The sequence below is a fragment of the Pseudomonas sp. AC255 genome, from assembly GCF_979258175.1.
The window spans coordinates 4,990,605-5,017,229 of record NZ_OZ409841.1; the positions used below are offsets into that span (position 1 = coordinate 4,990,605).

General features: G+C 59.3%; 26 protein-coding genes and 2 pseudogenes. 12 read left to right on the top strand and 16 right to left on the bottom strand.

All coding sequences use genetic code 11. The annotated features are described in order from the left end of the window. Positions 1–218: 218 nt before the first annotated feature. A pseudogene (locus ACZZ0K_RS22495) lies at positions 219–332 on the bottom strand (helix-turn-helix domain-containing protein); the annotation flags it as partial. Positions 333–351: 19 nt separating this feature from the next. On the opposite strand from ACZZ0K_RS22495, the gene ACZZ0K_RS22500 reads away from it, so the two are divergent. Together ACZZ0K_RS22500 and ACZZ0K_RS22505 are read left to right on the top strand one after the other, a co-directional pair. After that, the gene (locus ACZZ0K_RS22500) at positions 352–396 is read left to right on the top strand and encodes a hypothetical protein (protein WP_236168269.1); all 45 of its coding nucleotides are present in this window, start codon (positions 352–354) and stop codon (positions 394–396) included. Between the two features lie 333 nt (positions 397–729). Then, entirely contained in the window at positions 730–1,527 is a 798-nt protein-coding gene (locus tag ACZZ0K_RS22505; protein WP_236168222.1) for a lipopolysaccharide biosynthesis protein, read from the top strand. On the opposite strand, the gene ACZZ0K_RS22510 is transcribed toward ACZZ0K_RS22505, so the two are convergent. The 3 genes from ACZZ0K_RS22510 to ACZZ0K_RS22520 all read right to left on the bottom strand — a co-directional run bounded on the left by ACZZ0K_RS22510 (position 1,518) and on the right by ACZZ0K_RS22520 (position 3,112). Then, complete coding sequence (locus ACZZ0K_RS22510; protein ID WP_374046342.1) at positions 1,518–2,183, bottom strand: RES family NAD+ phosphorylase; 666 nt, start codon at positions 2,181–2,183, stop codon at positions 1,518–1,520. The genes ACZZ0K_RS22505 and ACZZ0K_RS22510 overlap by 10 nt on opposite strands. Before the next feature lie 11 nt (positions 2,184–2,194). Then, positions 2,195–2,602 carry an MbcA/ParS/Xre antitoxin family protein gene (locus ACZZ0K_RS22515; RefSeq protein ID WP_150637943.1) on the bottom strand — a complete coding sequence of 136 codons (408 nt, stop codon included), beginning with the start codon at positions 2,600–2,602 and terminating at the stop codon, positions 2,195–2,197. A gap of 219 nt (positions 2,603–2,821) precedes the next feature. Then, a complete protein-coding gene (locus ACZZ0K_RS22520; protein WP_056787159.1) occupies positions 2,822–3,112 on the bottom strand; it encodes a type II toxin-antitoxin system RelB/DinJ family antitoxin in 291 nt (96 codons plus the stop codon). A gap of 468 nt (positions 3,113–3,580) precedes the next feature. Between ACZZ0K_RS22520 and ACZZ0K_RS22525 the strand changes: the two genes are divergently transcribed. After that, on the top strand, positions 3,581–4,507 hold the full coding sequence (locus ACZZ0K_RS22525) for a LysR family transcriptional regulator (protein ID WP_122611119.1): 927 nt from the start codon (positions 3,581–3,583) through the stop codon (positions 4,505–4,507). Here ACZZ0K_RS22525 and ACZZ0K_RS22530 read toward each other — a convergent pair. From ACZZ0K_RS22530 to ACZZ0K_RS22570, 9 genes are all read right to left on the bottom strand, one after another. Then, positions 4,424–4,741, bottom strand: a complete 318-nt coding sequence (locus tag ACZZ0K_RS22530) for an AzlD domain-containing protein (protein ID WP_024011198.1) — start codon at positions 4,739–4,741, stop codon at positions 4,424–4,426. The two genes, ACZZ0K_RS22525 and ACZZ0K_RS22530, sit on opposite strands and share 84 nt — an antisense overlap. Continuing rightward, a complete protein-coding gene (locus ACZZ0K_RS22535) occupies positions 4,720–5,436 on the bottom strand; it encodes an AzlC family ABC transporter permease (RefSeq protein WP_016772152.1) in 717 nt (238 codons plus the stop codon). The genes ACZZ0K_RS22530 and ACZZ0K_RS22535 overlap by 22 nt, the downstream gene beginning before the upstream one ends. Next, positions 5,433–5,810, bottom strand: a complete 378-nt coding sequence (locus ACZZ0K_RS22540; RefSeq protein ID WP_016986309.1) for a GNAT family N-acetyltransferase — start codon at positions 5,808–5,810, stop codon at positions 5,433–5,435. The genes ACZZ0K_RS22535 and ACZZ0K_RS22540 overlap by 4 nt, the downstream gene beginning before the upstream one ends. Positions 5,811–5,889: 79 nt before the next feature. After that, the gene (locus ACZZ0K_RS22545; protein ID WP_041477502.1) at positions 5,890–6,636 is read right to left on the bottom strand and encodes a 2OG-Fe dioxygenase family protein; all 747 of its coding nucleotides are present in this window, start codon (positions 6,634–6,636) and stop codon (positions 5,890–5,892) included. Positions 6,637–6,867: 231 nt separating this feature from the next. Then, a complete protein-coding gene (locus tag ACZZ0K_RS22550) occupies positions 6,868–8,172 on the bottom strand; it encodes an OprD family porin (RefSeq protein WP_150741768.1) in 1,305 nt (434 codons plus the stop codon). 454 nt (positions 8,173–8,626) lie between these two features. After that, positions 8,627–8,839 carry a hypothetical protein gene (locus ACZZ0K_RS22555; protein ID WP_056787152.1) on the bottom strand — a complete coding sequence of 71 codons (213 nt, stop codon included), beginning with the start codon at positions 8,837–8,839 and terminating at the stop codon, positions 8,627–8,629. A 245-nt stretch (positions 8,840–9,084) separates the two neighbouring features. Beyond that, positions 9,085–10,191, bottom strand: coding sequence for an agmatine deiminase (gene aguA, locus ACZZ0K_RS22560; RefSeq protein ID WP_258707455.1), 1,107 nt, complete (start codon positions 10,189–10,191; stop codon positions 9,085–9,087). Further along, the gene (gene aguB, locus ACZZ0K_RS22565; protein WP_073471536.1) at positions 10,191–11,069 is read right to left on the bottom strand and encodes an N-carbamoylputrescine amidase; all 879 of its coding nucleotides are present in this window, start codon (positions 11,067–11,069) and stop codon (positions 10,191–10,193) included. Before aguB ends, aguA begins: the two co-directional genes overlap by 1 nt. A 305-nt stretch (positions 11,070–11,374) precedes the next feature. Beyond that, positions 11,375–14,287: an aminotransferase gene (locus tag ACZZ0K_RS22570; RefSeq protein ID WP_258707454.1), complete on the bottom strand. Its 2,913-nt coding sequence runs from the start codon at positions 14,285–14,287 to the stop codon at positions 11,375–11,377. Positions 14,288–14,498: 211 nt separating this feature from the next. Between ACZZ0K_RS22570 and ACZZ0K_RS22575 the strand changes: the two genes are divergently transcribed. The 5 genes and pseudogenes from ACZZ0K_RS22575 to ACZZ0K_RS22595 all read left to right on the top strand — a co-directional run bounded on the left by ACZZ0K_RS22575 (position 14,499) and on the right by ACZZ0K_RS22595 (position 19,333). Then, a complete protein-coding gene (locus ACZZ0K_RS22575) occupies positions 14,499–15,023 on the top strand; it encodes a DUF3916 domain-containing protein (protein WP_150741773.1) in 525 nt (174 codons plus the stop codon). An 82-nt stretch (positions 15,024–15,105) separates the two neighbouring features. Next, positions 15,106–15,651 carry a dTDP-4-dehydrorhamnose 3,5-epimerase gene (gene rfbC, locus ACZZ0K_RS22580; protein WP_258707453.1) on the top strand — a complete coding sequence of 182 codons (546 nt, stop codon included), beginning with the start codon at positions 15,106–15,108 and terminating at the stop codon, positions 15,649–15,651. Positions 15,652–15,693: 42 nt separating this feature from the next. Continuing rightward, entirely contained in the window at positions 15,694–17,502 is a 1,809-nt protein-coding gene (locus ACZZ0K_RS22585) for a sensor histidine kinase (protein ID WP_258707452.1), read from the top strand. Next, positions 17,499–18,881, top strand: coding sequence for a sigma-54-dependent transcriptional regulator (locus ACZZ0K_RS22590; protein ID WP_041477494.1), 1,383 nt, complete (start codon positions 17,499–17,501; stop codon positions 18,879–18,881). Before ACZZ0K_RS22585 ends, ACZZ0K_RS22590 begins: the two co-directional genes overlap by 4 nt. Next, positions 18,878–19,333 (top strand): annotated as a pseudogene (locus ACZZ0K_RS22595) (thioesterase domain-containing protein). Before ACZZ0K_RS22590 ends, ACZZ0K_RS22595 begins: the two are co-directional and overlap by 4 nt. A 203-nt stretch (positions 19,334–19,536) precedes the next feature. Here ACZZ0K_RS22595 and cysQ read toward each other — a convergent pair. Beyond that, positions 19,537–20,364 carry a 3'(2'),5'-bisphosphate nucleotidase CysQ gene (gene cysQ / locus ACZZ0K_RS22600; RefSeq protein ID WP_252880129.1) on the bottom strand — a complete coding sequence of 276 codons (828 nt, stop codon included), beginning with the start codon at positions 20,362–20,364 and terminating at the stop codon, positions 19,537–19,539. Positions 20,365–20,371: 7 nt separating this feature from the next. Beyond that, on the bottom strand, positions 20,372–20,941 hold the full coding sequence (gene nudE / locus ACZZ0K_RS22605) for an ADP compounds hydrolase NudE (protein WP_016772166.1): 570 nt from the start codon (positions 20,939–20,941) through the stop codon (positions 20,372–20,374). Positions 20,942–21,029: 88 nt separating this feature from the next. Between nudE and yrfG the strand changes: the two genes are divergently transcribed. Next, positions 21,030–21,692, top strand: coding sequence for a GMP/IMP nucleotidase (yrfG, locus tag ACZZ0K_RS22610; protein WP_252883003.1), 663 nt, complete (start codon positions 21,030–21,032; stop codon positions 21,690–21,692). A gap of 112 nt (positions 21,693–21,804) precedes the next feature. Here yrfG and lysM read toward each other — a convergent pair whose 3' ends face one another. Next, a complete protein-coding gene (gene lysM, locus ACZZ0K_RS22615) occupies positions 21,805–22,245 on the bottom strand; it encodes a peptidoglycan-binding protein LysM (RefSeq protein WP_123585632.1) in 441 nt (146 codons plus the stop codon). A 136-nt stretch (positions 22,246–22,381) separates the two neighbouring features. Here lysM and ACZZ0K_RS22620 point away from each other — a divergent pair, with 136 nt between their 5' ends. The 3 genes from ACZZ0K_RS22620 to ACZZ0K_RS22630 all read left to right on the top strand — a co-directional run bounded on the left by ACZZ0K_RS22620 (position 22,382) and on the right by ACZZ0K_RS22630 (position 26,546). Next, positions 22,382–23,269 carry a LysR family transcriptional regulator gene (locus ACZZ0K_RS22620; RefSeq protein ID WP_024011190.1) on the top strand — a complete coding sequence of 296 codons (888 nt, stop codon included), beginning with the start codon at positions 22,382–22,384 and terminating at the stop codon, positions 23,267–23,269. A gap of 92 nt (positions 23,270–23,361) precedes the next feature. Beyond that, entirely contained in the window at positions 23,362–24,201 is an 840-nt protein-coding gene (fdhD, locus tag ACZZ0K_RS22625) for a formate dehydrogenase accessory sulfurtransferase FdhD (protein ID WP_016772170.1), read from the top strand. Next, positions 24,198–26,546 (top strand): FdhF/YdeP family oxidoreductase, encoded by a 2,349-nt coding sequence (locus tag ACZZ0K_RS22630; protein ID WP_056787127.1) that lies wholly within the window; start codon positions 24,198–24,200, stop codon positions 26,544–26,546. The genes fdhD and ACZZ0K_RS22630 overlap by 4 nt, the downstream gene beginning before the upstream one ends. Positions 26,547–26,625: the final 79 nt, after the last annotated feature.

Consider the following 26,625-nt stretch of genomic DNA (forward strand, 5'->3'; position numbering starts at 1 on the left):
CCGTTGGGAGTGTGCGCGCATTGAGAGACGCCCCTCCAGACGAAACGGAAGAAAATTAGCAGAATTGGGGACAGACCACGTTTTTCAAAAAATGACAGAGTCGCAACCTGAATTCATTTTTTACGATTTTAGTGCTGACGCCATACAAAACGAAGCCCTGCAAAAATGCAGGGGCTTCGTTTTGTATTGCAGAGGTCAGGCCAAAGGCCTTAGTGGTATCAAGCAATATGCAAATCCCGCAACGCCTCAGGATGCTGACTTGCGACCCGCAAGAGAGTCTGCGCTGCACCCGTCGGTTGCCTGCGCCCCTGCTCCCAATCCTGCAAAGTCCGCGCTTATGCCTCGCAGTATCTGCACGAGCTAAGCAAGGCATTGATCGATGATGTGGTGAAGTAATGGATTCGCCACCAGAAAGGCATCGATGCAAACCGCCATTCGAAGCCCTCCTTGATGCGAGGGCTTTTTGCATTTCAGGCCTGCCGAAAACATGCCGGCCTTCCTCAAGGTCCCTTGGTGCGGGGACATATCCGACTTCCCTCCTGCATCTATCCAGATAACCCGCCAGCCACTGGAGCGTTCTTGGCCAACGCATGGGCTGCCCAGCAGCCAACTGGGAACTAACGCCGAGCGCAACACTCACTTACAAAGCGCGGCGCTGTGGAAGAGTCATCTCGCTTCATCACGTCAGCACAACGGACTGAACGCATGACATGGACCTAGAGACCATCGATGAACTCGACATCAAGAACGCCAAATGCCTCCCCACTTCCCCTCCACGTCAGGGACTTTGCTGACTGCCGAAATATCGCTCACGGCGCTGCATTCATCATCGTTTCGGGCAGCTCCGCGAAAGATTTTCCCATTGAACAGTTTGCCGACATCCCGATGATCACGGTGAACGGCGCGATATCCATGTTCATGGGAACAGGCATAAAGCCGTTCTTCTACGCATGCACCGATACCAGTTTTTCGCTACAACAACCTGAACTGTTTGCCTATGCGATGCGCACTAGTCAGCGTGTAGCTGTGTGGGCTAACCAGGCTCAGGAACTGATTGTTGAACCGACAGGTGATCTCTATTTGCTCAAGAAAGCGCCCAAACCAACCTTGACTGAATGGCTACTGCGCAACAACCAGGATCTGGTACGTAATCGAGCTGTTTGGGGTAGTCGAAACCGCAGTATCGGGTTCAGCAAAAACCTGGCCCATGGTTTTTTTGATGCCCGCACAGTCTTGTATCTCGCACTCCAACTTGCCTATCACGCAGGCTTTTCAAAGGTGATTTTGGTGGGAGCGGATATGAACCAGTCCGCGGGGCGCTTTTACGAGACTGATGGAAGCTCTATCTCGCCGTGCGGTCTGGATCAGCATTTTCATTCCAGAATACTTCCATCTCTGAAACTCATGTCCGACAAAGTCGTCGGCAAAGAGTTTGCCGTTTACAACTTGTCGCCCTCTTCGCGAATTCCTTCCGGCGTCATTCCGGTCAAAACACTCGACGAAGTCAAAGCGATAATTCAGACCTGACTGACCTCGAACACAAACGAAATTCTGCCCTCACTTGCGCTCCAGACATAGCGCAAATGCTTGCCCTGCTTCGGAATCGATACCGCCGGCGGACGGAACGCTGCAACGCATTCATGCCCAGGCAACCTCACGCTGTTATAGAGCAAGCCCCACGACTCGGCATCGCGCAGTTGCCGCGCGAACAGCTGTGATGGGCCATAGGCTTCAGGATCAGGCTGATGCAAGTGATCAAAGCCATGGCGGACATCATGCAGCGGCTTGATCACCTGATTGATGTAAGTACGCATGGTCAATTCGAGATCGGCTTCCTGGGTCGCCGCGAGAAAGCGTTCCTGGTGAAAACAGGTTTCAGCGATGGCCGCAGCCTGGCTGCTGGCGGCGTAATAGACGCCGAAGGTGCCGTCACTGAAACGGCTGCGTTTGCCGACGTGAGTGAACGCGGCCATCACCGGGCTGGAACCGGGGCCGGACAGGCGATCTTCGGGACGTACGCGGGCAAGGACGCCGGCCTGTTCGATCAGGCGATCATTGGTCAGCGCTTCGATGGCGTAGGCAACTTCGAGGTCCTCGGGGTCGAGGACGTCTTCGAACAGCGCAATCGGCGGGAAGCTGCTGTTGACGATGCGATAGGCGCGTGGCCATGGCACGTCGACCAGCGCCGGCGCTTTCAACCGCGCACTCCGTCGAGGTAGCGGCGCACATCGGCGATATCGACCACTCGGCCCGCCAGCATGTAATCCAGGGCGGTTTTGCCATTGAACGGTGCCGCAGTGTTCGGGCTGCTGACCCACTTGTAGGCGCGCTCACGGCTATTGCTGAAGATGATGCTCAGCGCCTTGTGAATGCCCATCAGATAAGAGATGCGCTCAAGGGTATCGTTAGGCAGACGTACGTTCGGCAGGTGTTTGTATTTATAGAAGGTGGTGTTACCGACACCGCCCAGCAATGTGCGTTGCTGCTCAGCGCTGCAGCCCCAGCGCTCCATGAGGTTAAAGAAGAACTTCAGCGCGACGCGGCCGGCTTCGGGGGCGTCGAGTTGTTCGCGTGGGGTGAGAGCTGGGGATGAGGTAGGCATAGACGCCTCCTGATTTTTTGTCTTAGCTGAAGACTAGTACATAACTGTAATTTTTTAGCGTTTTGATACACAAATGAACGAATCGTAACAATCACACGCACAGAAGCCGGAGTTAAGCCGGCTTATGTTTTTCTGCGCTATTTAAACAGTTCTGAATGACTCCCTAAACGATCCCAAGACTTCTTGAATTCAGAAGTCTGTGCACACTGTTTAGGCCGATCAGCGCGTTTTTGCGTTTTCTCCTGTTTCGCCATCAGCATTCCTCAGCATGTCGTCTATCGAGTCGAAACGCTGACGGATTTCTCGTGCTTCCATCATTGCGCGGGCCGTCTTCTCCGATGGAACTCGCACCTCGAAGGGAAGCCCCTGAGTAGCAACAACCTGTCGCAGAAAAAGTCGCATGGCGTCGCTAATGCTCAGCCCGCAAGCGTTCAAGACTTCAGTGGCACGCGCTTTCAAATCCTCATCAATGCGGCAGCGCACATCGGTAGTTTTCAGTAGTGCAGCCATTTCAATTACCTCATCGTGGTTTTGTAGCTACATCAGCGCTACCTCTGCATTGTGTTCGGAGTGATCTTTGTGGGTCAATGCGAAGTTGATAGGTGGTTATCTACCACCATGGCTCGCATGCCAGACATCCATTTCAACTCCTTTGACTGTTGGGCGCTATCAGCTGAATCGTTACTTTACCTGAGACCTATCTGCGTATGACGCAGGCAAAAAGCTAGGAAGATGTAAGCTGTTTCTCTTCGAAAAAAATCTCCCCGCGCACCAAAACCACGCACTTTTTTGACCTTCATCACCCCCACTTCACCAAAAACCCCGATCCTCTGTCAGCCTCCAGCCATCGGCGGGGAAATCAATTCGCTACTAAATCCGCGACAACTATGCTCAGGTGCAGGAATATAGCCAGCATATGGCGCCGTTTCGGTCGTTTCGTAAACAACAATACCCAGCCCACTTCAGAGGGCATTACCCATGGATAGCAGAACCTTACGCAACCTCATGCGCATCGTGCAGACCGGCTCGTTGTCGGCCGCAGCCGAGCATTCGTGCCTGACCGTGCAGGCGTTGGCCGCACAGTTGAACAAGGTCGAAGAGCAGTTCGGTTTCCGCTTGTTTCGCCGCTCCAACAAGGGCCTGACGCTGACGCCGCAAGGTACGGAGCTCACGCCTTACATCGACAAAGTGTTGATCGCCACGCGACAGATGGAAGAAAAGGTCGAGGCGCTGAAGGTGCCCGGGCAGCGCACGTTGAAGGTGGCGTTGAACAACACCCTGTCGCCTGATTTCAACCGACGCATGATCGGACGCCTGATTGAGGTGTTTCCCGATTACCAGATGGAATTCAGCTACGCCGAGTCGATGGAAAATCTCAGCAAGCTGAAGAACGAAGATTTCGACCTTGCCGTGCTGATCGGCCCGCAGCGGCCGGGGCTGCCGAGTATCGTGCTGCCGGAGGTGCAGGTGCAGGTGGTCGGTGCGCATTGCGGTCAGGAAAACGATCCGCTGACTTTGCTGGGCAACAAGTTTCAGGTGCGTCCTGCGGAAGATTGTCCGTATTCCCACAGCTTCTTGCGGTTTCTCGACGCCGGGCTGGGCAATCACGAGAACGGCCAGCGCATGGTCTATTCCTGCAGCGAAACCCTGACGCTGTCGTTGATCACGCAGATGGATGCGGTCGGCATGGTCTCGCGTGAAGCGGCGCAGAAGAACGGTCTGACGATTTTTCCCGGTTTCGAGGATTTCCTCGAAGTGCGCCTGGCGGTAAACAATCCGGAGCTGTCGCACCAGGCGCTGAACGACGTCGTTGATCTGCCGCTACATGAACGAGCCGAGCGCAATGTACGCAGCCGTCCCCACCGCCACACTGAGAAAGAGGTTTTTGCTGAAATACGCACATAGCAACGTCGGAATCGCAGCATAGAATTCCGGGCGATCGAGCTGGATCTGCCGATCCTTGATCAACAGGGGTGTGAGGCTGATCGCAGCGACGATCGCCACCGGCAGATATTCCAGCGCCCGCGCCACGAAGGGCGGCCAGTGTTCGGTGTTGATCTGCAGTGGCAAGGCGCGCGGCAGGAAGGTCACGGCCATCATCAGCACCACCACCAGAATCAGGAACGTTTGGTCAGGCATACACCCACTCCGCAGCCCACAAACGTGGCGATAAATACGTTGAAGGGCGAACTGCCGATCAGGCTCAGCGCCCCCATGCAGACCACGGCGGCAGCGGCGGCAATCAGTTTGTTGCGCGTGTTGCACAGCGAGACCAGCACGTAAAGCATCATCGCCGTCAGCGCGTAGTCGAGCTGATATTTGATCAAGTGCGCCGCGTACTGCGCGCAGACCGCACCGAGCAAACCGCCGAGCACCCACGAGGTGTGGCAGAACAGGTTGAAGCCGATCAGGTAACGCACATTGACCGGTGCGCCCGTGCCGAGCTTGACGCTATGAAAGGCGAAGGATTCATCCGTCAGGCCACCGGCGTAAGCCCAACGCTCCATGCGGCTCAAGCCAAGGGCGCGCAGGGCCTTGGCCATGTACACCGACATCAGCATGTGCCGCGCATTGATCAGGAAAGTGGTCAGCACAATGGTGGTCAGCGAGGCGCCGCTGGAGATCAGCGCCAGCGCGGCGAACTGCGAAGCGCCGGCATAGACGAACAAGCACATCGCTACTGGCAGCCACATCGGCAGGCCGGCGTTGACCGCCATCAGCCCGAAGACAAACGACACGGTGAAATACCCGGCGACCACCGGGCTGGCTTCGGCAAACGTGCGCGACGGCTGATGAGTCGCCATCAGCGGCGCGCTGCCGGACCTTTCATTCATAGATCCCTCTCAAATGTTCGTTCGCCGTGAGGCTCGCAAAAACCCTGGGCAGCCCAGAATCGCTTGCCCGCGAGGTTAGCATCGTCGACGAACAGAAACATCCGCAGCACCCCGACCCGTTTCATGTCGGACGACGCTGCTTCAACCAGACGCTGGCCCACGCCCTGGCTGCGGTAGCGCGGGCTCACGGCCAGATGATTGATCGTGCCGCGACTGCCGAGCATGCCGCCGAGCACCGCGCCGACGATCTCGCCAGCCACATCGAACGCCAGATACGCCGTGGTGGTTTTCTGGATCAACACGCCGCGCAGGCATTTGGCGTCCTGCCATTCGCAGAACGACACTTCGTCGAACTGGCGGAAGAAGCGCTCCATGCGTTGCGCATCCTTGGCGGTGGCGCGGCGCAGTACCACTGGCGTCGAGCACTCGACGCCGTCGATTGGGGTGATCTGATTAGCGAACAATGTCGAAAGCGGTCCCGGGCCGCGAGAAGGAAATCGCCAGAATCTGCCGGTACGCCATGGCATGGGTGTGGGTATTGCGCGCCGGGGTCACGTAGTGGCGCATGTCGCGATCGAGGAAGAAGGTGGTATCGAGAATTTCCTCGTAGGTGGTCGCCGCCAGTTGATGCTCGTGGATGTCGTACAGTCGACTCTCGGCACCCTCTACGTTACTGCGGCCCCAGAAGTGCACACCGCTGAACGGATAGCCGTCGCAATGAATACCTTCAGGAGTGATTTCCAGCTGTTTGCCGGGTTTGATCTCGATGCGGATCTGATGGATCTGGCACTGCCAGATTTCATCGTGCAACTCTTCCGGCAGGACACTTTTGTACACTTCGAAATCGGTGTCGATCAGGCTGCGCATCACCGGCGAGGAGATCACTTCCTCGGAAAAGTCCTGGAAGTGGCGCACCACGCCACCGACGTAAGCGTTGTTCTCTTTCGATTGCACATAGGCGCGATGCTCAAGTTGCTTGAGCTCGCGAGTTTTCGGGTTGTATTCAAAGTCGCTGTAACGACGATAACGCATGCCGGCTTCGGCCTGACCGTAGTAGCTGTCTGGCTCCATGTTTTCCCAACTTTTGGTCAGTCTGACGAAGTCGGCAAAATGACCGTAGAGATTGAAGTCACCACCCTGGACGTTGACAAACTTGTCGCGCCGTAGCGATTCGCCCACTTCTCTGTTCAAAACGATCATTACCAAATTCTCCGCTGCGTTGAACGCCCTAATCTATTGGGTGGAGAATTTGCGTCCATGAGAAAGAATTTCAGGCATTTGAAGCACTGCTTGAAACGGAATCTGCAGCGCTTGAAAAACGACTTTTACATGACAAGAACACCGGTTATTTGCGGTTTTCGCTGAAAAACCGGCGAAAAAAAACCCCGAACGAATCGGGGTTTTCTCATTTTTCTTACAGCGGATCGATCATCAGAAGATGTTGATCGGATAGTCCACGAATACACGCAGCTCGTTACCGCTGACGTTGTACTCGCTGGATTTCTGCGACACGCGCAGGATCGAGCTGCGCAACTTCACGCTCAGGTCTTTGGCCGGGCCACTCTGCACGACGTACTTGAACTGGTTGAAGATTTCGCGCTCGGTGCCGCCTTCGCTGGTGGACGTGGTGATGTTGTCGCCGCGCACGTAAGCGAAGTTGTAGCTCAGACCCGGAACGCCGAACGAACCAAAGTCCAGACCGTAACCCAGCTGCCAGCTGCGTTCGTCTTCGGCGTTGAAGTCAGACCAGTAGGAGTTGGCCAGATAGATGGAGTTACCACCGTCGCCGACACGGCCCTGATCTTTCTGGTAGCCGCCGTAGGCATAACCGAGGTTGCTGTCGCCGGTGGAACGCTGGTGCGCCACGGTGAACGAGTGCGGGCCGGTGGCGAAGGTGGCTGCCAGGCTCCAGATCTTGTTGTCGCGACCGGTGACGATGCTTTCGCCCGGTACGGTGTTTTCGCGTACGTACGAGCTGTCCAGCTTGGTGCGATAGCCGTTGAAATCCAGGGTCAGCGACTGATCCTTGTTGAACGGAATCACATAGTTGGCGTTCACGTACTGTTTCTTCAAGACGTCCTCAACGTCGGAGGCGTACAGCGCGCCTTTGAAGTTTTCGGTGAACTGATAGCTGCCGCCCAACACGTTGATCGACTTCAGACCGCCGCTGTCACGGCCTTCATCGCTCTTGCGCGATTCGGCGGTGAAGCGACCGGCGTTCAATTCCAGGCCTTTGATCTCACGGGAGGTGATCAAAGTACCGGTATAGCTTTCCGGCAGCAGACGCACGTTGTCGTAGCTCAGCACCGGCAGGGCCGGCATCTGGTCGCCATAGGTCAACACGGTGTTGGAAACACGGAATTTGACCGCTGCGCCGCCCTTGGCAATGTCGTGGTTCGCGCGACCATCATTTTCCTGCCTGAAGAAGTCGATGCCGCCGGCGCCGCTACGGCCCTTGCCGCCGTCCAGGCGCAATGCGTACAGACCGAAAGCGTCCACGCCGACACCAACGGTGCCTTGGGTGAAGCCCGACGAGAACGTACCGATGGCCGCTTGGCCCCATTCGGCCTTGTCCTTGTTACCGTCTTTGTAATCTCGATTGATGTAGGCGTTGCGCAACAGCACTTTAAGGCTGCTGTCTTCAACGAAACCCTTGGATTCGGCCTGGTCGTTAGCCATGGCCTGTGTAGCACTCAACATCCCCAGTGCGATCAGACTGATTCGCTTGTTCAACATTTTGTTTTCCTTATTACGGGTTGAAACGCGCTGTGTCGAACGGCTGAAACGGCGCTTTCTGCACTCTTGTATTCACCCCGAAACAAAAAAGCCCGCCGACGTTAACGTCATGGCGGGCCTGCTCCTTATTTTGAGTCATGGCGGTTAGCCACAGGCGTTGGGCCGAATCGTAGCCGCGCCCTGAACTGTGTGTCAATTTCAAGAATCGTCTTTAAATAGGCGAAAAACGTCTAAAAAACGTAATTTTTTTGCTGGGCGGTTGCAGAAAAATGAGGTTAAGCAGGGAGTTCTGAACTGTGGGAGCGAGCCTGCTCGCGAACGCGCATAAAGTCATTGGCAGGGCTGACGTCATCGCGAGCAGGCTCGCTCCCACCTTTGAATGCCTGTGGATAAAAATCAGGCCAAAAAAAGCGCCGCCATCCCGGCAGCGCTTTTTGACCAATCCCTGTTGTTCCTATCCTTCCATCACATCCCACAAGGCTTCCAGCTCGGCCTCGCTGAACAGGCCAGCGGGGTAGCGCTCGATCATCATCCGGCGCGGATCAGGTTCTCTGATCTGACGCGTTCCATTGGACTTCAACCAGTGCGCGACAAGCTGGAGCGATTCGCCGTTGACGGCCATGGGATGCACAGTCCGCTCGCTGATTACGTTCACTTCGGCGTTCATTTCAGCGCTCTCTCCCCGTTCGTGAGCGGCTACGTTATCCAAGGTTTGTGACAGAACTGTTGAAGTTCCCCTCCCTCCCTAGTGCATCAGGAGCAATACAAGAGCTATGCCAAGGCGACTCGAATGTCGACCGGCGGATACAAACAAGCCCGCGGTCCTGACGGGCCGCGGGCTTGCTTTCATGCTGAGCGAGCTAATCATTGCCTGGCTGATTTGTTAATCAACTCAAGCTGTTACGACTCAACTCACTCTTTGTGCGGCGCTGGCTGCTGTTGGGTAAGGCAGTGAATATTGCCGCCACCCAGTAACAGTTCACGGCCCGGCACCATCACCACTTCGTGCTGCGGGAACAGCTTCTGCAGGATTTCCCTGGCCGGGGCATCCATCGGGTCGTCGAAGCTCGGCGCGATGATGCCGCCGTTGACGATCAGGAAGTTCACGTAGGAGCCGGCCAGGCGCACGGAAGGATTGCGCTCCTGCGAACCGTCCACCGCATCGACGCCGGCACACTCTTCTTCGGTCGCGTACAGCGGCCCCGGAATCGGCATTTTGTGCACCGTGAACGGGCGGCCCTTGGCGTCGGTGCTGCTTTGCAGCACTTGCATCGCGGCCTGGCAGCGCGGGTAGTTCGGATCCTGCGGATCTTCGGTCCAGGCCAGCAACACTTCGCCCGGACGCACGTAGCAGCAGAAGTTATCCACATGGCCGTCGGTTTCATCGTTGAACAAGCCATCCGGCAACCAGATGATCTTGTCCACAGACAGGTTGTCGCTGAGTACGGCTTCGATTTCTTCGCGGCTCAGGTGCGGGTTGCGATTGCGGTTGAGCAAGCATTCTTCGGTGGTGATCAGCGTGCCTTCGCCGTCGACATGAATCGAACCGCCTTCGAGCACGAAACCTTCGGTGCGGTAACGTGGACTGCGTTCGATCTCGAGGATCTTGCCGCCGACCTGCGAATCACGGTTCCACGGTGCATACAGGCCGCCATCGAAACCGCCCCAGGCGTTGAAATCCCAGTTCACACCGCGCACTTCGCCATGGTTATTGATAACGAAGGTCGGGCCGCTGTCACGAACCCAGGCATCGTCGCTGGACATTTCCACCACGCGGATATTCGGCACATCGAGGCGCGCGCGGGCGTTTTCGTATTGGCCGGCGGAGACGGCAACGGTCACCGGCTCGAAGCGGGCGATGGCTTTGGCCACTGTGGCGTGCGCGGCCTGCGCCGGTTTGCCACCCAGACGCCAGTTGTCCGGGCGCTCGGGCCAGATCATCCAGGTCTGGGTTTGTGGCGCCCACTCGGCCGGCATGTAGAAGCCGTCGGCGCGCGGGGTACTTTTCAATGTGGTCATCAGGACTCCAGGGAACCGTCGAGGGTTTTCAACGCGCCGTACAGATTCGGCCGGCGGTCGCGGAATGAACCCCACGCGCTGCGAATATGTTCCAGCTCGTCGAGGTTGAACGTGTGCACAAGAATACCTTCTTCGGTTTTATTCAGCTCCTGCACTTTTTCGCCGAACTGGTTGGCGATGAACGAAGAGCCATAGAAGGTGATGTCGTAGCCGTCCTGTTCTTCGTTGCCGATGCGGTTGCTGGCGATCAGCGGCATCAGGTTGGCGCCGGCATGGCCCTGCTGCACCCGCTGCCAGTGATCGCGCGAAGATATGGTCTTGTCGTGCGGCTCGCTGCCGATCGCGGTTGGATAAAAGAGAATTTCCGCGCCTTGCAGGGCCATGCTGCGCGCCGCTTCCGGGAACCACTGGTCCCAGCAGATGCCGACGCCGATTTTCGCGTAACGGGTATTCCACACCTTGAAGCCGGTGTCGCCCGGGTTGAAGTAATACTTCTCGTGATAGCCCGGGCCGTCCGGAATGTGGCTTTTACGATAAATCCCGAGGTTGCTGCCGTCGGCGTCGATGATCGCGATGCTGTTGAAGCGTGCACGCCCGGCCAGTTCGTAGAAGCTGATCGGCAGCACCACTTGCAGCTCTTTGGCAATTTTCCGGAAATGCTTGATGGCGACGTTTTCTTCAACCGTCGTTGCCAGTTGCAGGTAATCCGGATTGGGCTTCTGGCAGAAGTACGGTGCCTCGAACAGTTCCTGGATGAGGATGATCTGCGCGCCTTTGCCGGCGGCTTCACGGACCAGTCTTTCAGCGGTTTCGAGGTTGGCTTCCAGGTCCCACGAACAGGCCATCTGCGTGGCGGCGACGGTAACGATACGGCTCATGAATCATCTCCGGGCTAGTGCTTTGACGGTCGAAGAATTCAACCGAAAAGAAAACGCGCGCACCGGACAAGAGATCGCCATGCCGGAGCAATGGCGAATTTATAACCGATAAATATCGGCTTTAAAAGCTATAAATCAGTAATCTATTCGTTTGAACGCTAATTAAATCGATACAAATCGAACTTGAGAGCGAAAACAAATGTGGGAGCGAGCCTGCTCGCGAATGCGCTGTGTCAGTCACCGCATGTGGCGACTGATACACAGCTTTCGCGAGCAGGCTCGCTCCCACAGGGGATGTGCCTTGCTTAAACGCCTTCGGTAAGCACCCGATCCAGCATGTCGACAAAGAAATCCACGCTCTGGCGCGACGTCACCATTGGTGGTTTGATCTTGAGGATGTTCAAGTCATCGCCCGTCGGCTGCATGAAGATCCCCAACTCGCGCAGGCGGTCACACAGCAACGCTGTCTCGGCGGTTGCCGGTTCCAGCGTCTGCCGATTGCGGATCAGCTCCAGCCCCAGATAAAACCCGGAGCCGTGTACCGCGCCGACCAGCGGATGTTTATCGATTAACGCTTCCAGGCGCGCCTTGAAGTAACCGCCGACGACCTGGGCGTTTTCCCAGAGCTTTTCCTCCTCCATCACATCCAGCACCGCCATGCCGATCTGGCAACTGACCGGACTGCCGCCCGCCGACGAGAAGAAATAACCCTCGGCCTCCAGCGCCTCGGCGATTTCCCGGCGGGTGATCACCGCGCCAAGTGGCTGGCCGTTACCCATGCCTTTGGCCATGGTGATGATGTCCGGCACCACGCCCTGCTCTTCGAAGCCCCAGAAAAAATGGCCCATGCGCCCGTAACCGACCTGCACTTCGTCAGCGATGCACACCCCGCCCTGCGCGCGGACCTTTTCATACACCTGCGGCAAATAGCCCGGCGGTAAAGAAATACCCCCGGCATTACCGTAGACCGGCTCGCAGATGAAACCGGCCAGTTGCCGCTTTTGCTCGGCCAGTTTTTGCAGGTGATGTTCGACGCTGCGCACGTAATCCGGCGCCGAATCCGCGCCACGGAATTCTCCCCGATAAGTGTTCGGCGCCGGCACTGGGTGCACCCAGTCCGGGCGACTTTCCAGCGCCCTCGGGTTGTCGGCAATCGACGTCGATACCGCATCGGCACCGATCGTCCAGCCGTGATACGCCTCGAGCACGCTGATCATGTCGCGCCCGCCGCTGAAAGCCCAGGCCAGACGAATCGCCAGGTCATTGGCCTCGCTGCCGCTGTTGACCAGGAACACGCGATCCATGCCCTTCGGCGCCAGCTTGAGCAAGCGTTCGGAAAACTCGGCGACCGCCGCGTAGTTGAAGCGCGAATTGGTATTGAGCAATGACCACTGCCGCGCCGCGACCGCCGCCATCCGAGGGTGACCATGGCCGAGAACCGCGACGTTGTTGAGCATGTCCAGATAGGAGCGGCCCTGCATATCAATCAGGTGATTGCGCCAGCCGCGTTCAATACGTGGCGGGTCAACGTAATAGTGTTTTTGCGTGCGGGCGAAACTGGCATCGCGGCGTTCAAGCAGGGTTTGCGCGTCCAGCTCAGGCTCGGCGTCGCAGGCCAGCCCGAGCAACGTCGCCGGCGACGGGCACGACGCCTGCCACGCGGATGCACGGGACGGCGTGCAGAACAGCGGCGCGTCGAGTTCCGCTCCCCGGCACATCTGCACTAGCAGCGAACCCGTGACCGCACCGAGTTTCTGGCCTCTATCCACTGCCACCCCATGTTCAAGAACAGGCGTCACGCCCCACAGGCGAACACTGAACTGTGGGCCATCGAGTTGCAGCGCACCGTTTGCCGCTTGATTCAGAACGCCAGCGAACGGTGCTTGAACTTCGGTTCCGGTCGGCACACGCAATTCGACATGCAACGGGAACGTATCCGGTTCAGCCGCACTGTCCGGGCGGGTGCGTGACAAGCGGTACTGGCCATAACGCGTCGCCGCCAGCCCATGCACCGCTGCGGCTTCTGTCAGCAAGCGCTGATCAATGCCCGGCTGCTCCCAATTGCCCGCTTCGAAGTGCGGACTCAACACGCCCAGATCGATCAGCGCAAATTCGCGCCCGACCAGCCCGGGCAACAATGGTGCAAATTCTGTGTTTTCAGCCTCCGGCACGGTCTGTCCCACGGCTGTGAGAATCGCCGCTTCCATCAGCGCCTGTGGCACCGATGTCGCGACGCGAAAGATTTCCCACTCGTGACTGAGATTGTCGCGGCTATAAGTATTGCCGGGATCGATGCTCACCTGTTGCTCGCCACTGAGCACCAGCACCGCCGCCCGCGCCACGATCAATGGCCACAGCGCTTGCAGCTCAGCGTACTGCAACGGATTGACCGCGTGATAAGCCTTGACCGCCGGCAGGATGACAAACGGATCGCCATCGGCGTGATGCAGCAAAGCCGCACAGGTCACCGACAGATCGGTGATGCGCCAGGTGCGTACCAGATCACCGAAGTCGATCACACCCTGCAATTGCCAATGCCGCTGGGCATCACGCGCCCAGACGACGTTGTCATCGGTGATATCCATGTGAATCGCCTGCACCGGCAGCTTGTCCAGCAGCGGCTGCAAACGGCGCTCGGCCTGCTCGGCGGCAGCGCTGATCACCGCACGCTGCTGCACGTCCGAGATCACCGGCAACAGATGACTGATCAAAGCGTTGGCGTGACGCGCGTCCCACTGCAAGGTGCGTTCAAGGCCGGGGTGATCGAAGCCTGCCAGCGCCAGATCCATCTCGCCACAGAGTCGGCCAAACCCGGCAACCACGTCCTGGCCAAGATGATCGAAATCGGTCAACGGCTGCCCGTCGATGTACTCCAACAACCGCACATGCACCGTTTCGCCATTGGCTTGCAACGACAACAGATCTGCACCGTTATTGGCTGCGATGACGCGCGGCACCTTGATCGCCGAGTGCTCGGCCAGATAATTGAGGCCTGCGTGCTGGGCTTGCAGCTCCACAAGAGCGTAGTCGCCACGACAGACTTTCAACACGAAGCGCCCACTGCCACCGTCGACGCGATAATTCAGATCCTGCTGGCTGCCCAGCGCCTGCAACGTGCCGCTGAGCCCGTAATGTTCGGCCAGCCATTGCAGCGCCTGCGCCTCTGAAACCTGCGGACCGGGCAAACTGGCGCGATGAATCAACGTGGCGAGCGGCATGAAACGACCCCTGTAATTTTATTAGGCGCTTATATCGCCATTGCCTTGGCGGTTACGCAACCCCTTAAGACGTTGCCCGGTCAACCGAAAACGGAAATGCGATCACGAAAGCCTTCCAGGCAAACTTTCCTGCAAGACTTTCAGATTGTTTTTCAGCTCAGCTCTGTGCAATCTGCGCCACAAGTTCACAGCACGGATGCAAGCCCACGTCATGTCCCATCGTCGCCTCGCCCTTACGAACAAAAAAGTCCGCAATATCCCTCGCCGCTTGCGAGCTCTCGCCGCTTGGGCCGCCGATTTCGAAGGGTATTTTCCTGCTGACCTCACTCTTGAGGACAAATACTGGAACTGGAAAATTCCGATCCACATGGCAATGGTGGAAGGAAGGCAGGCAACAACCGAGTTGAAAAAGCAATGTGCCCAGCACTTGATCGACGCGGCGCAGCATTTACGCCTGGCTCGCCCGGTGCATGCGCTTGACTGCCGAGTGGTCGCAGCCATTTGTGTTCCAGGCATGTTTTCCAGCGAAATCTGTATCTATACAGATCTGGAATACCACCGCGGTCATATACCTGCCTCCGATAGCGAATATGTCGAAACCGGCAAAAGCCTGGCTCAAGAATGGGGGCTTGTGTTGCCACAGGGCATGGGCGAACGAGGTTTGCGCTACGAGGTTGAAGGCTGGGATGGGCAGACTTATGAAGAGGAACGCTGGTATTTTGGCGAGGTCGATTGACGCTACGGCGCAGTCCGCGCTCTCGCCCTGCAGCACTTTGCGCAAGAATGTCGGCCGTTCACACCTGTCTATGGAAATCCTCATGAATGTCATTACCACCGATCTGCCCGGTGTTCTGATCATCGAACCCAAGGTGTTCGGCGACGAGCGCGGTTTTTTCTTCGAGAGTTTCAATGCCAAGGCGTTTCAGGACGCCACCGGTCTGAATCTGCAGTTTGTGCAGGACAACCATTCGCGCTCACAAAAAGGCGTGCTGCGTGGTCTGCATTACCAGTTGCAGAACACCCAGGGCAAACTGGTTCGCGTGACCGCGGGTGAAGTGCTTGATGTGGCGGTGGACATCCGTCGCAGTTCGCCGCATTTCGGCAAGTCGGTGGCGGTGCGCCTGTCGGCGGAAAACCATCGCCAACTGTGGGTACCGGAAGGTTTCGCTCACGGCTTCGTGGTGCTGAGCGAGTTCGCCGAATTTCTTTACAAGACCACCAACTACTACGACCCGTCTTCCGAGCGCAGCATTCGCTGGGATGACCCGGCGTTGGGCATCGACTGGCAACTGGACGCAGCGCCGAAGCTGTCAGCCAAGGACCAGGCGGCCGCGCTGCTCAAGGACGCTGACGTCTTCGCCTGAGGCCGGGCATAATGCGCCTGTCCCTACAGGCGTATCCGGCACATGAAACCACCGCTTCCCCGCAGACCCCGCTGGCGCAGCCTCGCGCTGTTGGCCCTGTGCCTGGCGCCGCTGCTGTGGCCGCTGGAACATCTTGCCGAGCGCTATTACCGCAGCGAACTCGCCGGGCAGAATCGCCAGACCCTCGATCTCTACGTCGCCAACCTGCTCGGCACCCTGCATCGCTATGAAGTGTTGCCGCAGATTCTCGGCGATCTGCCGGCCCTGCGCGCAGTGCTCGGTGCGCCGGACGACGGCGTGACCCAAGGCAACGCCAATCGCCTGCTGAAAAACATCGCTGCGCAGACCGGCGCTGAAGTCATGTATCTGATGGACACCTCCGGCCAGACGCTGGCGGCGTCGAACTGGGACAAACGCGACAGCTTCGTCGGCCGCAACTTCGCCTTCCGCCCGTACTTCAGTGAAGCCATGGCCGGGCGCCTCGGACGCTTCTTCGGCCTCGGCACCACCTCGGCCAAGCGCGGTTATTTCTTCGCCGCGGCTGTGCGCAGCGGCGAGAAAATCATCGGCGTGCTGGTGATCAAAGTTGACCTCGACCACACGGAAAGCCTGTGGGGCAAAACCCCGGAACAACTGCTGGTGACCGACCATAACGGCGTGGTCATCCTGACGTCACGCCCGGAATGGCGTTTCCGCTCCACTCGCGAGCTGAGCGATGCCGAGCGCGCCGCGATCACTGCGATCCAGCCCTATCCGACCCGTGAACCCCGGCCGCTGAACCTGAGCCCCGACGCCTGGCTGACGCAGACCCACGACATCGCCGAGACCGGCTGGAGCGTGAGCATCCTCGCCCCGCGCACGCTGATTGATCGTCCCGTGCGCACGGTGGTCGCGATCGGCGGCGCCACACTGTTGGTGGTGATGCTGCTGGTGGGTTTGATGATGCAACGTCGCCGGCATTATCTGGAGCGCATCGCCTTCGAGGCCAAGGCGCGCCGCGAACTGGAAGGCCGGGTGGCCGAACGTACCAGCGATCTGGAAGGCCTCAACCGGCGTTTGAAGCAGGAAGTGCTCGAGCGTGAGCATGCGCAGCAGGAGCTGGTACGCGCCCAGGACGATCTGGTCCAGGCCGGCAAACTGTCGGCGCTGGGGACCATGTCGGCGAGTATCAGCCACGAACTCAATCAGCCGCTGGCAGCGATTCGCAGTTATGCGGAAAACGCCGAAGTGCTGCTCGATCATCAGCGCACCGAGGAAGCGCGCGGCAACCTCAAGCTGATCAGCGAACTGACCGGGCGCATGGCCTCGATCATCGCCCATTTGCGTGCCTTCGCTCGGCGCGATCGCCACGCACCGGAAAGCGTCGCTCTGCAACCGGCGCTGGACGATGCGCTGGCATTACTCGCCAAACGTCGGCGCAGCATGGAAGTCGAACTGATTCGCGACCTGCCCGCCGCGACGCTGTGGGTCGAGGCCGGCGAAACCCGATTGCGCCAGGTGCTCGGCAATCTGCTGGCCAACGCCCTCGATGCGCTCACCGAAAAAGGCCCGCCGCGCAAGCTGTGGCTGAGTGCCGAAGCCACCGCCGACGGCGTCAATCTGTACATTCGCGACAACGGCCCCGGGTTCTGCATGGAAGCTCTTGGCCGCGCCAGCGAGCCCTTTTACACCACCAAGACTCGCACCCAGGGTCTGGGTCTGGGACTGGCCATTTGTGAAACGCTGATGCGCGCCTTTGGTGGCGAGCTGTCGTTCGCCAACCACAAACAAGGCGGTGCCCTGATTACCCTGCGCCTGCGCGCCGGCGCGCCCGGAGTCAGCCTGCAACCGTCCGAGGATCGAAGTGCATGACCATCGACAATCGCATCCAGGTAGTGTTGATCGACGACGATCCGCACTTGCGCCAGGCTCTCGGTCAGACCCTGGACTTGGCCGGCCTGAAAATTCTGCCGCTGTCCGAAGCCAAGGGCCTCGCCGCACAGCTTGAGCGTGACTGGCCAGGTGTGGTGGTCAGCGACATTCGCATGCCGGGCATGGACGGCCTCGAGCTGCTCAGTGAATTGCACGCACAGGATCCCGAGTTGCCGGTGCTGCTGATCACCGGCCATGGCGACGTACCGCTGGCAGTGCAAGCGATGCGCGCCGGCGCTTACGACTTTCTGGAAAAACCCTTTGCCAGCGATGCACTGCTCGACAGCGTCCGTCGCGCCCTCGCGCTACGGCGGCTGGTGCTGGACAACCGCAGCCTGCGTCTGGCCTTGAGCGACCGCAACGAATTGAGCGCGCGGCTGGTCGGCCATTCGACGCCGATGCTGCGTCTGCGTGAACAGATCGGTGCGCTGGCGGCGACCAAGGCTGACGTGCTGATCCTCGGCGAAACCGGTGCCGGCAAAGAAGTCGTGGCCCGCGCGCTGCACGACTTGTCGAGCCGCCGCAACGGTCCGTTCGTAGCGATCAACGCCGGCGCCCTGGCGGAATCGGTGGTGGAAAGCGAACTGTTCGGTCACGAGCCCGGCGCCTTCACCGGGGCGCAGAAACGTCGCATCGGTAAATTTGAATTTGCTAATGGCGGCACGCTGTTTCTCGACGAAATCGAAAGCATGAGCATGGACGTGCAAGTGAAACTGCTGCGCATGCTGCAGGAACGCGTTGTTGAACGCCTGGGTGGCAATCAGTTGATACCGCTGGACATCCGCGTCATCGCCGCGACCAAGGAAGACCTGCGCCAGGCGGCGGATCAGGGTCGCTTCCGCGCCGACTTGTATTACCGCCTCAACGTCGCGCCGCTGCGCATCCCGCCGCTGCGCGAAAGGGGCGAAGACGCATTGGTGCTGTTCCAGCATTACGCCGATGAAGCCAGCGCCCGCCATGGCTTGCCGCCCCATGAGCTGCAGCCGGCACACCGCGCCCTGCTGCTGCGCCACACCTGGCCGGGCAATGTACGTGAACTGCAAAATGCCGCCGAACGCTTCGCCCTCGGGCTTGAGCTGGCACTGGACAACAGCGCTGATGGCAGCGGCGGCGCGCCCGTAGAAGTGGTCAGCGGCGGCCTCAGTGAGCAAGTGGAAAACTTCGAGAAGTCGTTGATAGCCGCCGAACTGGCGCGCTCGCACAGCTCGGTGCGCAGCCTCGCCGAAGCTCTGGGTATTCCGCGCAAGACCCTGCATGACAAGCTGCGCAAACACGGTCTGAATTTCGGCGACAGCAGTCACGGGGAAGACAACGAATGAGCAGCGAAAGCGAATACCTGCAAACGGTGCTGCATCACGACATTCCGCTGACCGCCGAAATGGGCCTCGAGGTGCTTGAGTGGCGCGAGCAGTAACTGAGCCTGCACCTGCCCCTCGCGCCCAACGTCAATCACAAGAGCACCATGTTTGGCGGCAGCCTGTACTGCGCAGCGGTGCTGGCCGGTTGGGGCTGGTTGCATTTACGTTTGAAAGAAGAAGGGATTGCCGACGGACATATCGTCATTCAGGAAGGGCAGATCAGTTATCCGCTGCCGGTGACGGGAGACGCCATGGCCATTTGCCCGGCGCCGGAGGCCGCGGTGTGGAAACGCTTTGTGGCGATGTATCGGCGCTATGGACGGGCGCGGCTGACGCTGGATACGCGGATACTGAATGCGGGAAGTGAGGACGAGGCGGTGAGATTTACCGGGCAGTACGTTTTGCACCGTTGAAGATCAACAGCCCCTCACCCTAGCCCTCTCCCGAGGGAGAGGGAACCGATACGGGGATGCTACAGATTTACGTCGACCTGAAACTGCTTCGCCGAATCCACAATCGACTCGATTCTCCAGGTCGATGCATAGCGCCAGACAACTCGGTCGGCTCCCTCTCCTGGGGGAGAGGGCTGGGGTGAGGGGAATTGCGGATCAGGCAGTTAGCCTCGGGCCAACTCCAACAACCGTCCGCGCCACGCAGCCTTCGCCGGTAGCGCCAGAAAGAACTCGTTCAACAGCGATTCTCGCGGCGGATAACTGAACGCTTCACCCTTCAAATCCAGCACCTCGCCCCCCGCCCCTTCCAGCACGCCCTGCGCTGCCGCCGTGTCCCACTGCGAAGTCGGCGCCAGTCGCGGATAGCAATCAGCAGCACCTTCGGCCAACAGACAGAACTTCAAGGAACTGCCGATATTGGCCAGTTGCAACTCACCAAGACTGGCGCTCAACCCGGCCAGCAAACGCTCTTGCTCGGGACTGGAATGTCGACGGCTGGCGACCACGGTAAACGCCTCGCCCGGCGCAGGCACATCGCGCACCTGAATCGCCGTCGGCGTACCGCCCTCGTCGCCACGCCAGGCGCCAAGTCCGGCGCCGCCGACATAAAAACGACCGTTGGTCGGCATCGTCACCACACCAAACACCACCCGGCCATTTTCGATCAGCGCGATGTTGACAGTGAATTCTTCGCTACCGCTGATGAACTCCTTGGTACCGTCCAGCGGATCCACCAGCCACCAGCGCTGCCAACCGGCGCGAACACTTTGCGGGATGTCGGCGTCCTCTTCGGACAGCACCGGAATGCTCGGATCCAGCGCCATCAGCCCGGCAACGATAAGGTGATGGGCGGCCAGGTCGGCGGCCGTGACCGGCGAATCATCGGACTTGGCCGTGACTTCAACACCGGCGCGCCAGAACGGCAGAATCGCCTCGCCAGCCTGTAAAGCCAGCGCAACCACAGGTGCCATCAGCGGATGGGGAAAATTCATCGACGTCTCACTCATAGCTGAACACCCCGCGCTGGCTCAGCAGGTCGCGGGTCAGATACAGCGCAGCCAAGGCGCGGCCCTCGGAAAATTGCGGATTCTGCGCCAGTGCCGACAGTTCGCGCAGGTTGACCTTGTCGACCCGCATCGGCTCCGGCTCATCACCTTCCAGCCGCTCTTCATACAGGTCGGTGGCCAGCACCACCTGGATTTTCTGGCTCATGTAACCGGGCGACAGCGACAGCTCGGTCAGATGTTCCAGTTGACGCGCGCCATAACCGGCCTCTTCCTTGAGCTCCCGCTCGGCCGCTGCCAGCACGTCTTCGCCCGGCTCGATCAGGCCTTTGGGCAGAGACAGTTCGTATTCGTCGGTGCCGCCGCAGTATTCCTCGATCAACACTGCGTGTTCGGCATCAAGCATCGCGACGATCATCACCGCGCCGTAGCCCGCACCCTTGCCGACCAGACGCTCGTAAGTGCGCTCCACGCCATTGGAAAATCGCAGCTTGAGTTCTTCGACGCGAAACAGGCGACTGGTGGCGACGATCTCGCGGGCGAGTACGGTGGGTTTCTGGCGCATGCAAAGCTCCTTGGCGTGAACGCGCTACTATAACGCGGCTTTCCCGATTGTTTGCGTCGGATATCCTTTCACCGTTCGAGACGTTGCCATGCCTTCTTTACCGTGGTCCGACATCGATACCGTTCTGCTCGACATGGACGGCACGCTGCTGGATCTGCACTTCGACAACCATTTCTGGCTCGAACACCTGCCCCAACGCTACGCCGAACTGCACGGCATCAGCCGGGCCATGGCCGAGCTGGAATTGCAGCCGTTGTTCGAGCGCCACGCTGGCCAGTTGCAGTGGTACTGCCTGGATTTCTGGAGCGCAGAACTGAAATTGTCGGTGCGTGAACTGAAACAGGAAACTGCCCACTTGATCGCTCTGCGCGCCGATGCCGATACCTTTCTCGGCGCAATCAAACGCGCCGGCAAACGGGTGATCATGATCACCAATGCGCACCGCGATTCGCTGTCGTTGAAACTGGAACGGATTGAACTGGCAGCGTACTTCGAGCGGCTGATCAGTTCGCATGACTATGGTTATCCCAAGGAGAACCCGCAGTTCTGGGAAGCCTTGCAGGCGGACATCGGTTTTGATCCGGCGCGCAGCCTGTTTATCGACGACACCTTGCCGATCCTGCGCAGTGCGCGGGATTTTGGCGTGGCGCACTTGCTGGCGGTGAAAGAACCGGACAGCCGCAAAGGGCCGAAGGACACCGCAGAATTTGCCGCAGTCGAGGATTATCGCGATCTGATTACCGGACTCTGATCCCTGTAGGAGCTGCCGAAGGCTCGGGCCGCGATCGGACGATCTTTTGATCCTGATTTTAAAAATCAAAGTCAAAAGATCGCAGATCTTCGGCAGCTCCTACATGACTGCGTTATTTTGGAATGCGCAGTTTTTGTCCCGGATAGATCTTGTTCACATCCTTGAGCATCGGTTTGTTGGCATCGAAGATTTTCTGGTACTGGTTGGCATTGCCATAGACGCGCAGGGAGATCGCACTGAGCGTGTCACCTGCCTTGACCTCGACAAACTCGGCAGCCACGACGACCGGTCCGGTCACCGTGATCTGATCATCGACACTGCCTACGCCCGCAATGTTGCCCACCGCGAGCAGAATCTTTTCCTTCTCTTCCTGGCTCGCCACTTCACCGGTCACCGTCACCTTGTCGCCATCCACGGTCGCCTGCACGTTGGGATTGCCCAACCCGACCTTGCTGATATGTTCCTTCAACTGCTCACTCGCATTGGCATTGCCTGGGGTCAACAGATCAATCAGCTTCTCACCGGCCTCTTTCACAAAGCTCAACAGACTCATAGCGCACACTCCTTGATTTGGGTTCCAGTCGTCCAAGCCTAGACCACCCCGGCCAAACCCGGTTCCAGTCCGACCAATGACGCTGCCGCGCCGCAGGCGGTAGAATCGCCACACCCCGCCAACGCCCGGAGCGAAGATGGACATCAAGCAACTGAAATTCCTCATCGCCCTCGACGAAACCCGCCATTTCGGCCAGGCCGCCGCGCGCTGCCACATCACCCAGCCGACCCTGTCGATGCGCTTGCGCAGCCTCGAGGAAGAACTCGACCTGCCATTGGTCAATCGCGGCCAGCGCTTCGAAGGCTTCACCGCACCGGGCGAACGCGTGCTGGCGTGGGCCCGCACGGTGCTGGCAGCCTATGACGGCTTGCAGGCGGAAGCGGCGGCCTGTCGCGGCAATCTGATCGGTACGCTGCGCCTGGGCGTGGTGCCGCTGTCGAGCTTCGATCCCTTGCCGCTGATGCAACGTCTGCACGCGGCGCACCCGGACCTGCGCTTCGAGCTGTCGTCGCTGAGCTCCGAGCAGGTGCTCGAACACCTGGCGAACAACCGCATCGACATTGGCGTTTCGTATCTGGAGCGTCTGGACAGCGAGCGGTTCGATTCGCTGGCCTTTAACGAGACGCGCATGGGCCTGCTCTATGACGAGCGCTCGTTCAACTTCGGCGAAGAACCCCTGAGCTGGGAATCGCTGATCGAATTGCCGCTGTGCATGCTCACCAGCGGCATGCACTTTCGCCAGTCCATCGACCACAACTTCCACAGCCGCGGCCTGACCCCGCAGCCGCTGTTGCAAACCGACGCCGTGCATCAACTGCTGCAAGCAGTCCACGGCGGCTTTTGCTGCGCAATCATGCCCCTTGACGGCGGCGCGGAAACCCTCGCCGATCACCTGCGCCTGCAACCGATCGAAAATGCCCACACTCTCGCCCCGCTGGGCCTGATCATGCGCCGTGGCGCGCCGCGTTCAGCGCTGGCAGAAGCCTGTTTCGCGCTTTATCAGAAATCGTCAAAAGACGCTTGATCGACGGCATCTATCGGTAGATCGGTAATAGCGATTAGACGCGACAACTTGCCGCGCCTAGTCTTGACCTAGATCAAACCGTCGGTGATGCCATGAACGCCAAGCGCCCAGCCTGCGCGGCGCCAGCAATTGAAACGCCCGCGCCAGCCGCCAGCCAGACCTACAGCTACAGCGATTTACCCTTTGAGGCATCGGCCAGCACCGCGCTGGCCGAGGAAGTCGCGTTGGCGATCGCCTACAACGGCATCAGCCAGGCGGTGATGCTGGTGACCCCGACCGATCTGGAAGACTTCATTGTCGGCTTCAGCCTCGGCAGCGGCATCATCGAAGACGCCAGCGATATCTACGATCTGCAACTGACAGGCGCAGGCTCGGCGCAATACGCGCAAGTGACCATCGCCAATCGCGCATTCTGGAACCTCAAACAGCAGCGTCGGCAGTTGGCCGGCACCAGCGGCTGCGGACTGTGCGGCGTCGAAGCGGTCGAACAGGCGCTGCCTGATCTCAAGGTATTGCCGGGCGCAGCCCTGCCACCGATCGAATGGCTCGACGGTTTGCGCCAGCGCATCGGCGCTTTTCAGCCGCTCGGTCAGCACTGCGGCGCGGTGCATGCGGCGGTGTTCATGAACGCCAGTGGTGAACTGCTGCTCGGTCGTGAAGACATCGGTCGGCATAACGCGCTGGACAAGCTGATCGGCGGACTGATCCGCCAGAAGATATCCACAGAGGGCGGGCTGGCGATCGTCACCAGCCGTTGCAGCCTCGAATTGATCCAGAAAGTCTTGCGTGCCGGCATCCAGACCCTGGTCAGCCTGTCGGCGCCTACCGGCCTGGCCGTGCAATGGGCCCGGCGCCATAACCTCAATCTCATCCACCTGCCGCAGAAAAGTGCGCCGCGGGTGTACAGCCCCGCGATGGAGAATCAAGCGTGAGCCAACATCATCAAGCCGACCAGAAACCTGTCCCGCGCTACAAGCCTTACAAAGGTGCCGCCGGCGGCTGGGGCGCCCTGATCAGTGTGGCCCAGGCGTGGCTGACCAGCGACAACGCCCTGAAAAACCTGCGCATGATGCTCAAGACCAACCAGAACGGCGGCTTCGACTGCCCGGGTTGCGCCTGGGGTGATTCGCCGGAGAGCGGCATGGTCAAGTTCTGCGAGAACGGCGCCAAAGCGGTGAACTGGGAAGCGACCAAGCGTCGCGTCGATGCCAAATTCTTCGCCAAGCACAGCGTCACTTCTCTGCTGGAGCAGAGCGATTACTGGCTGGAATATCAGGGTCGCCTGACAGAGCCGATGGTCTACGACGCCGAGTCCGATCGCTACAAGCCGATCAGTTGGGAAGATGCCTTCGCTCTGATCGGCAAGCACCTGCGCAATCTGCCGAGCCCGGATCAGGCAGAGTTCTACACCTCGGGGCGTGCCAGCAACGAAGCGGCGTATCTGTATCAACTGTTCGTGCGGGCTTACGGCACCAACAATTTCCCTGACTGTTCGAACATGTGCCACGAGGCCAGCGGCGTAGCGTTGGCGCAGAGTGTCGGGGTCGGCAAAGGCACGGTGACCTTCGACGACTTCGAACACGCCGACGCGATTTTCGTCTGGGGCCAGAACCCCGGCACCAACCATCCGCGCATGCTCGAACCGTTGCGGGAAGCGGTGAAACGCGGCGCTCAGGTGGTGTGCATCAATCCGCTGAAAGAGCGCGGTCTGGAGCGTTTTCAGCATCCCCAGCACCCGATCGAAATGCTCACCAACGGCGACAAGCCGACCAACACTGCGTACTTCCGCCCGGCACTCGGCGGCGACATGGCGGTGCTGCGCGGCATGGCCAAGTTCCTCCTGCAATGGGAACGCGATGCGCAGAAGGCGGGCGAGCCGGCGGTGTTCGACCATGATTTCCTCAATGCCCACAGCGCCAACGTGCTGGAGTACCTCGCCACGGTCGACGATACCTCGTGGGAGCAGATCGTCGAGCAATCGGGCCTGACCCTGGTCGAGATCGAGCAAGCAGCGCGCATGTACGCCAAAGGCAAGAACGTGATCATGTGCTGGGCCATGGGCATCACCCAGCACCGTCATTCGGTGCCGACCATTCAGGAAATCGCCAATCTGATGCTGCTGCGCGGCAATATCGGCAAACCTGGCGCCGGTCTGTGCCCGGTGCGTGGTCACAGCAACGTGCAGGGCGACCGCACCATGGGCATCAACGAGCGTCCACCGGTGGCGTTCCTCGATTCGCTGGAGCGTCGCTTCCAGTTCAAGGTGCCGCGTCATAACGGTCACAACGTGGTCGAGGCAATCCATGCGATGGCCGAAGGTCGCGCCAAGGTGTTCATCGGCTTGGGCGGCAACTTCGCCCAAGCCACGCCGGACAGCTCACGCACCTTCGAAGCGCTGAGCAACTGTGACCTGACTGTGCAGATCAGCACCAAACTCAACCGCAGCCACCTCGCTCACGGTAAAGACGCGCTGATCCTGCCGTGCCTGGGCCGTACCGACATCGACATCCAGACCGAAGGCCCGCAAGCGGTGACTGTGGAAGACTCGTTCAGCATGGTCCACGCTTCCAACGGCCAGTTGCAGCCGCTGTCGAACCAGATGCGCTCGGAGCCGTCGATCATCGCCGGCATCGCTGCCGCGACGTTGGGCAGCCAACCGGTGGACTGGAACTGGCTGGTAGCCGATTACGGGCGCATTCGCGAACTGATCGCCGACACCATCCCGAGTTTCAAAGACTTCAACGACAAGATCAAAAACCCGGGCGGCTTCTATCTGGGCAACTCGGCTGGCGCCCGCAAGTGGAACACGCCATCGGGCCGTGCCAATTTCCGCGCCAACCAGTTGCCGAAAGATCTGGTTCACGAACGCACCCGTGCCACTGGGCAGGTGCCGGATCTGATCCTGCAATCGATGCGTTCCCACGATCAGTACAACACGACGATCTATGGTCTCGACGACCGCTACCGTGGCGTGAAGGGCCAGCGTGACGTGCTGTTCGCCAACGAGGCCGACATCATTCGCCTGGGCTTCCGTCCTGGGCAGAAGGCCGACATCGTGTCGATCTGGGACGACGGTCGCGAGCGTCGGGTGAAAGGTTTTACATTGTTGGCGTTCGATATTCCTGCGGGGCAGGCGGCGGCGTACTATCCGGAGGTCAATCCGCTGGTGCCGCTGGAAAGTACGGGAGATGGCAGCCACACGCCTACGTCGAAGTTCATTGCGATCCGGCTGGAAGCGGCGAGTGAGACTGGGTTGATCATGGCTAAATCCGCTTAACCGCGGAGCCAGATCCGGCCCCTTCGCGAGCAGGCTCGCTCCTACACTTGGAATGCATTTCAAAGGTGGGAGCGAGCCT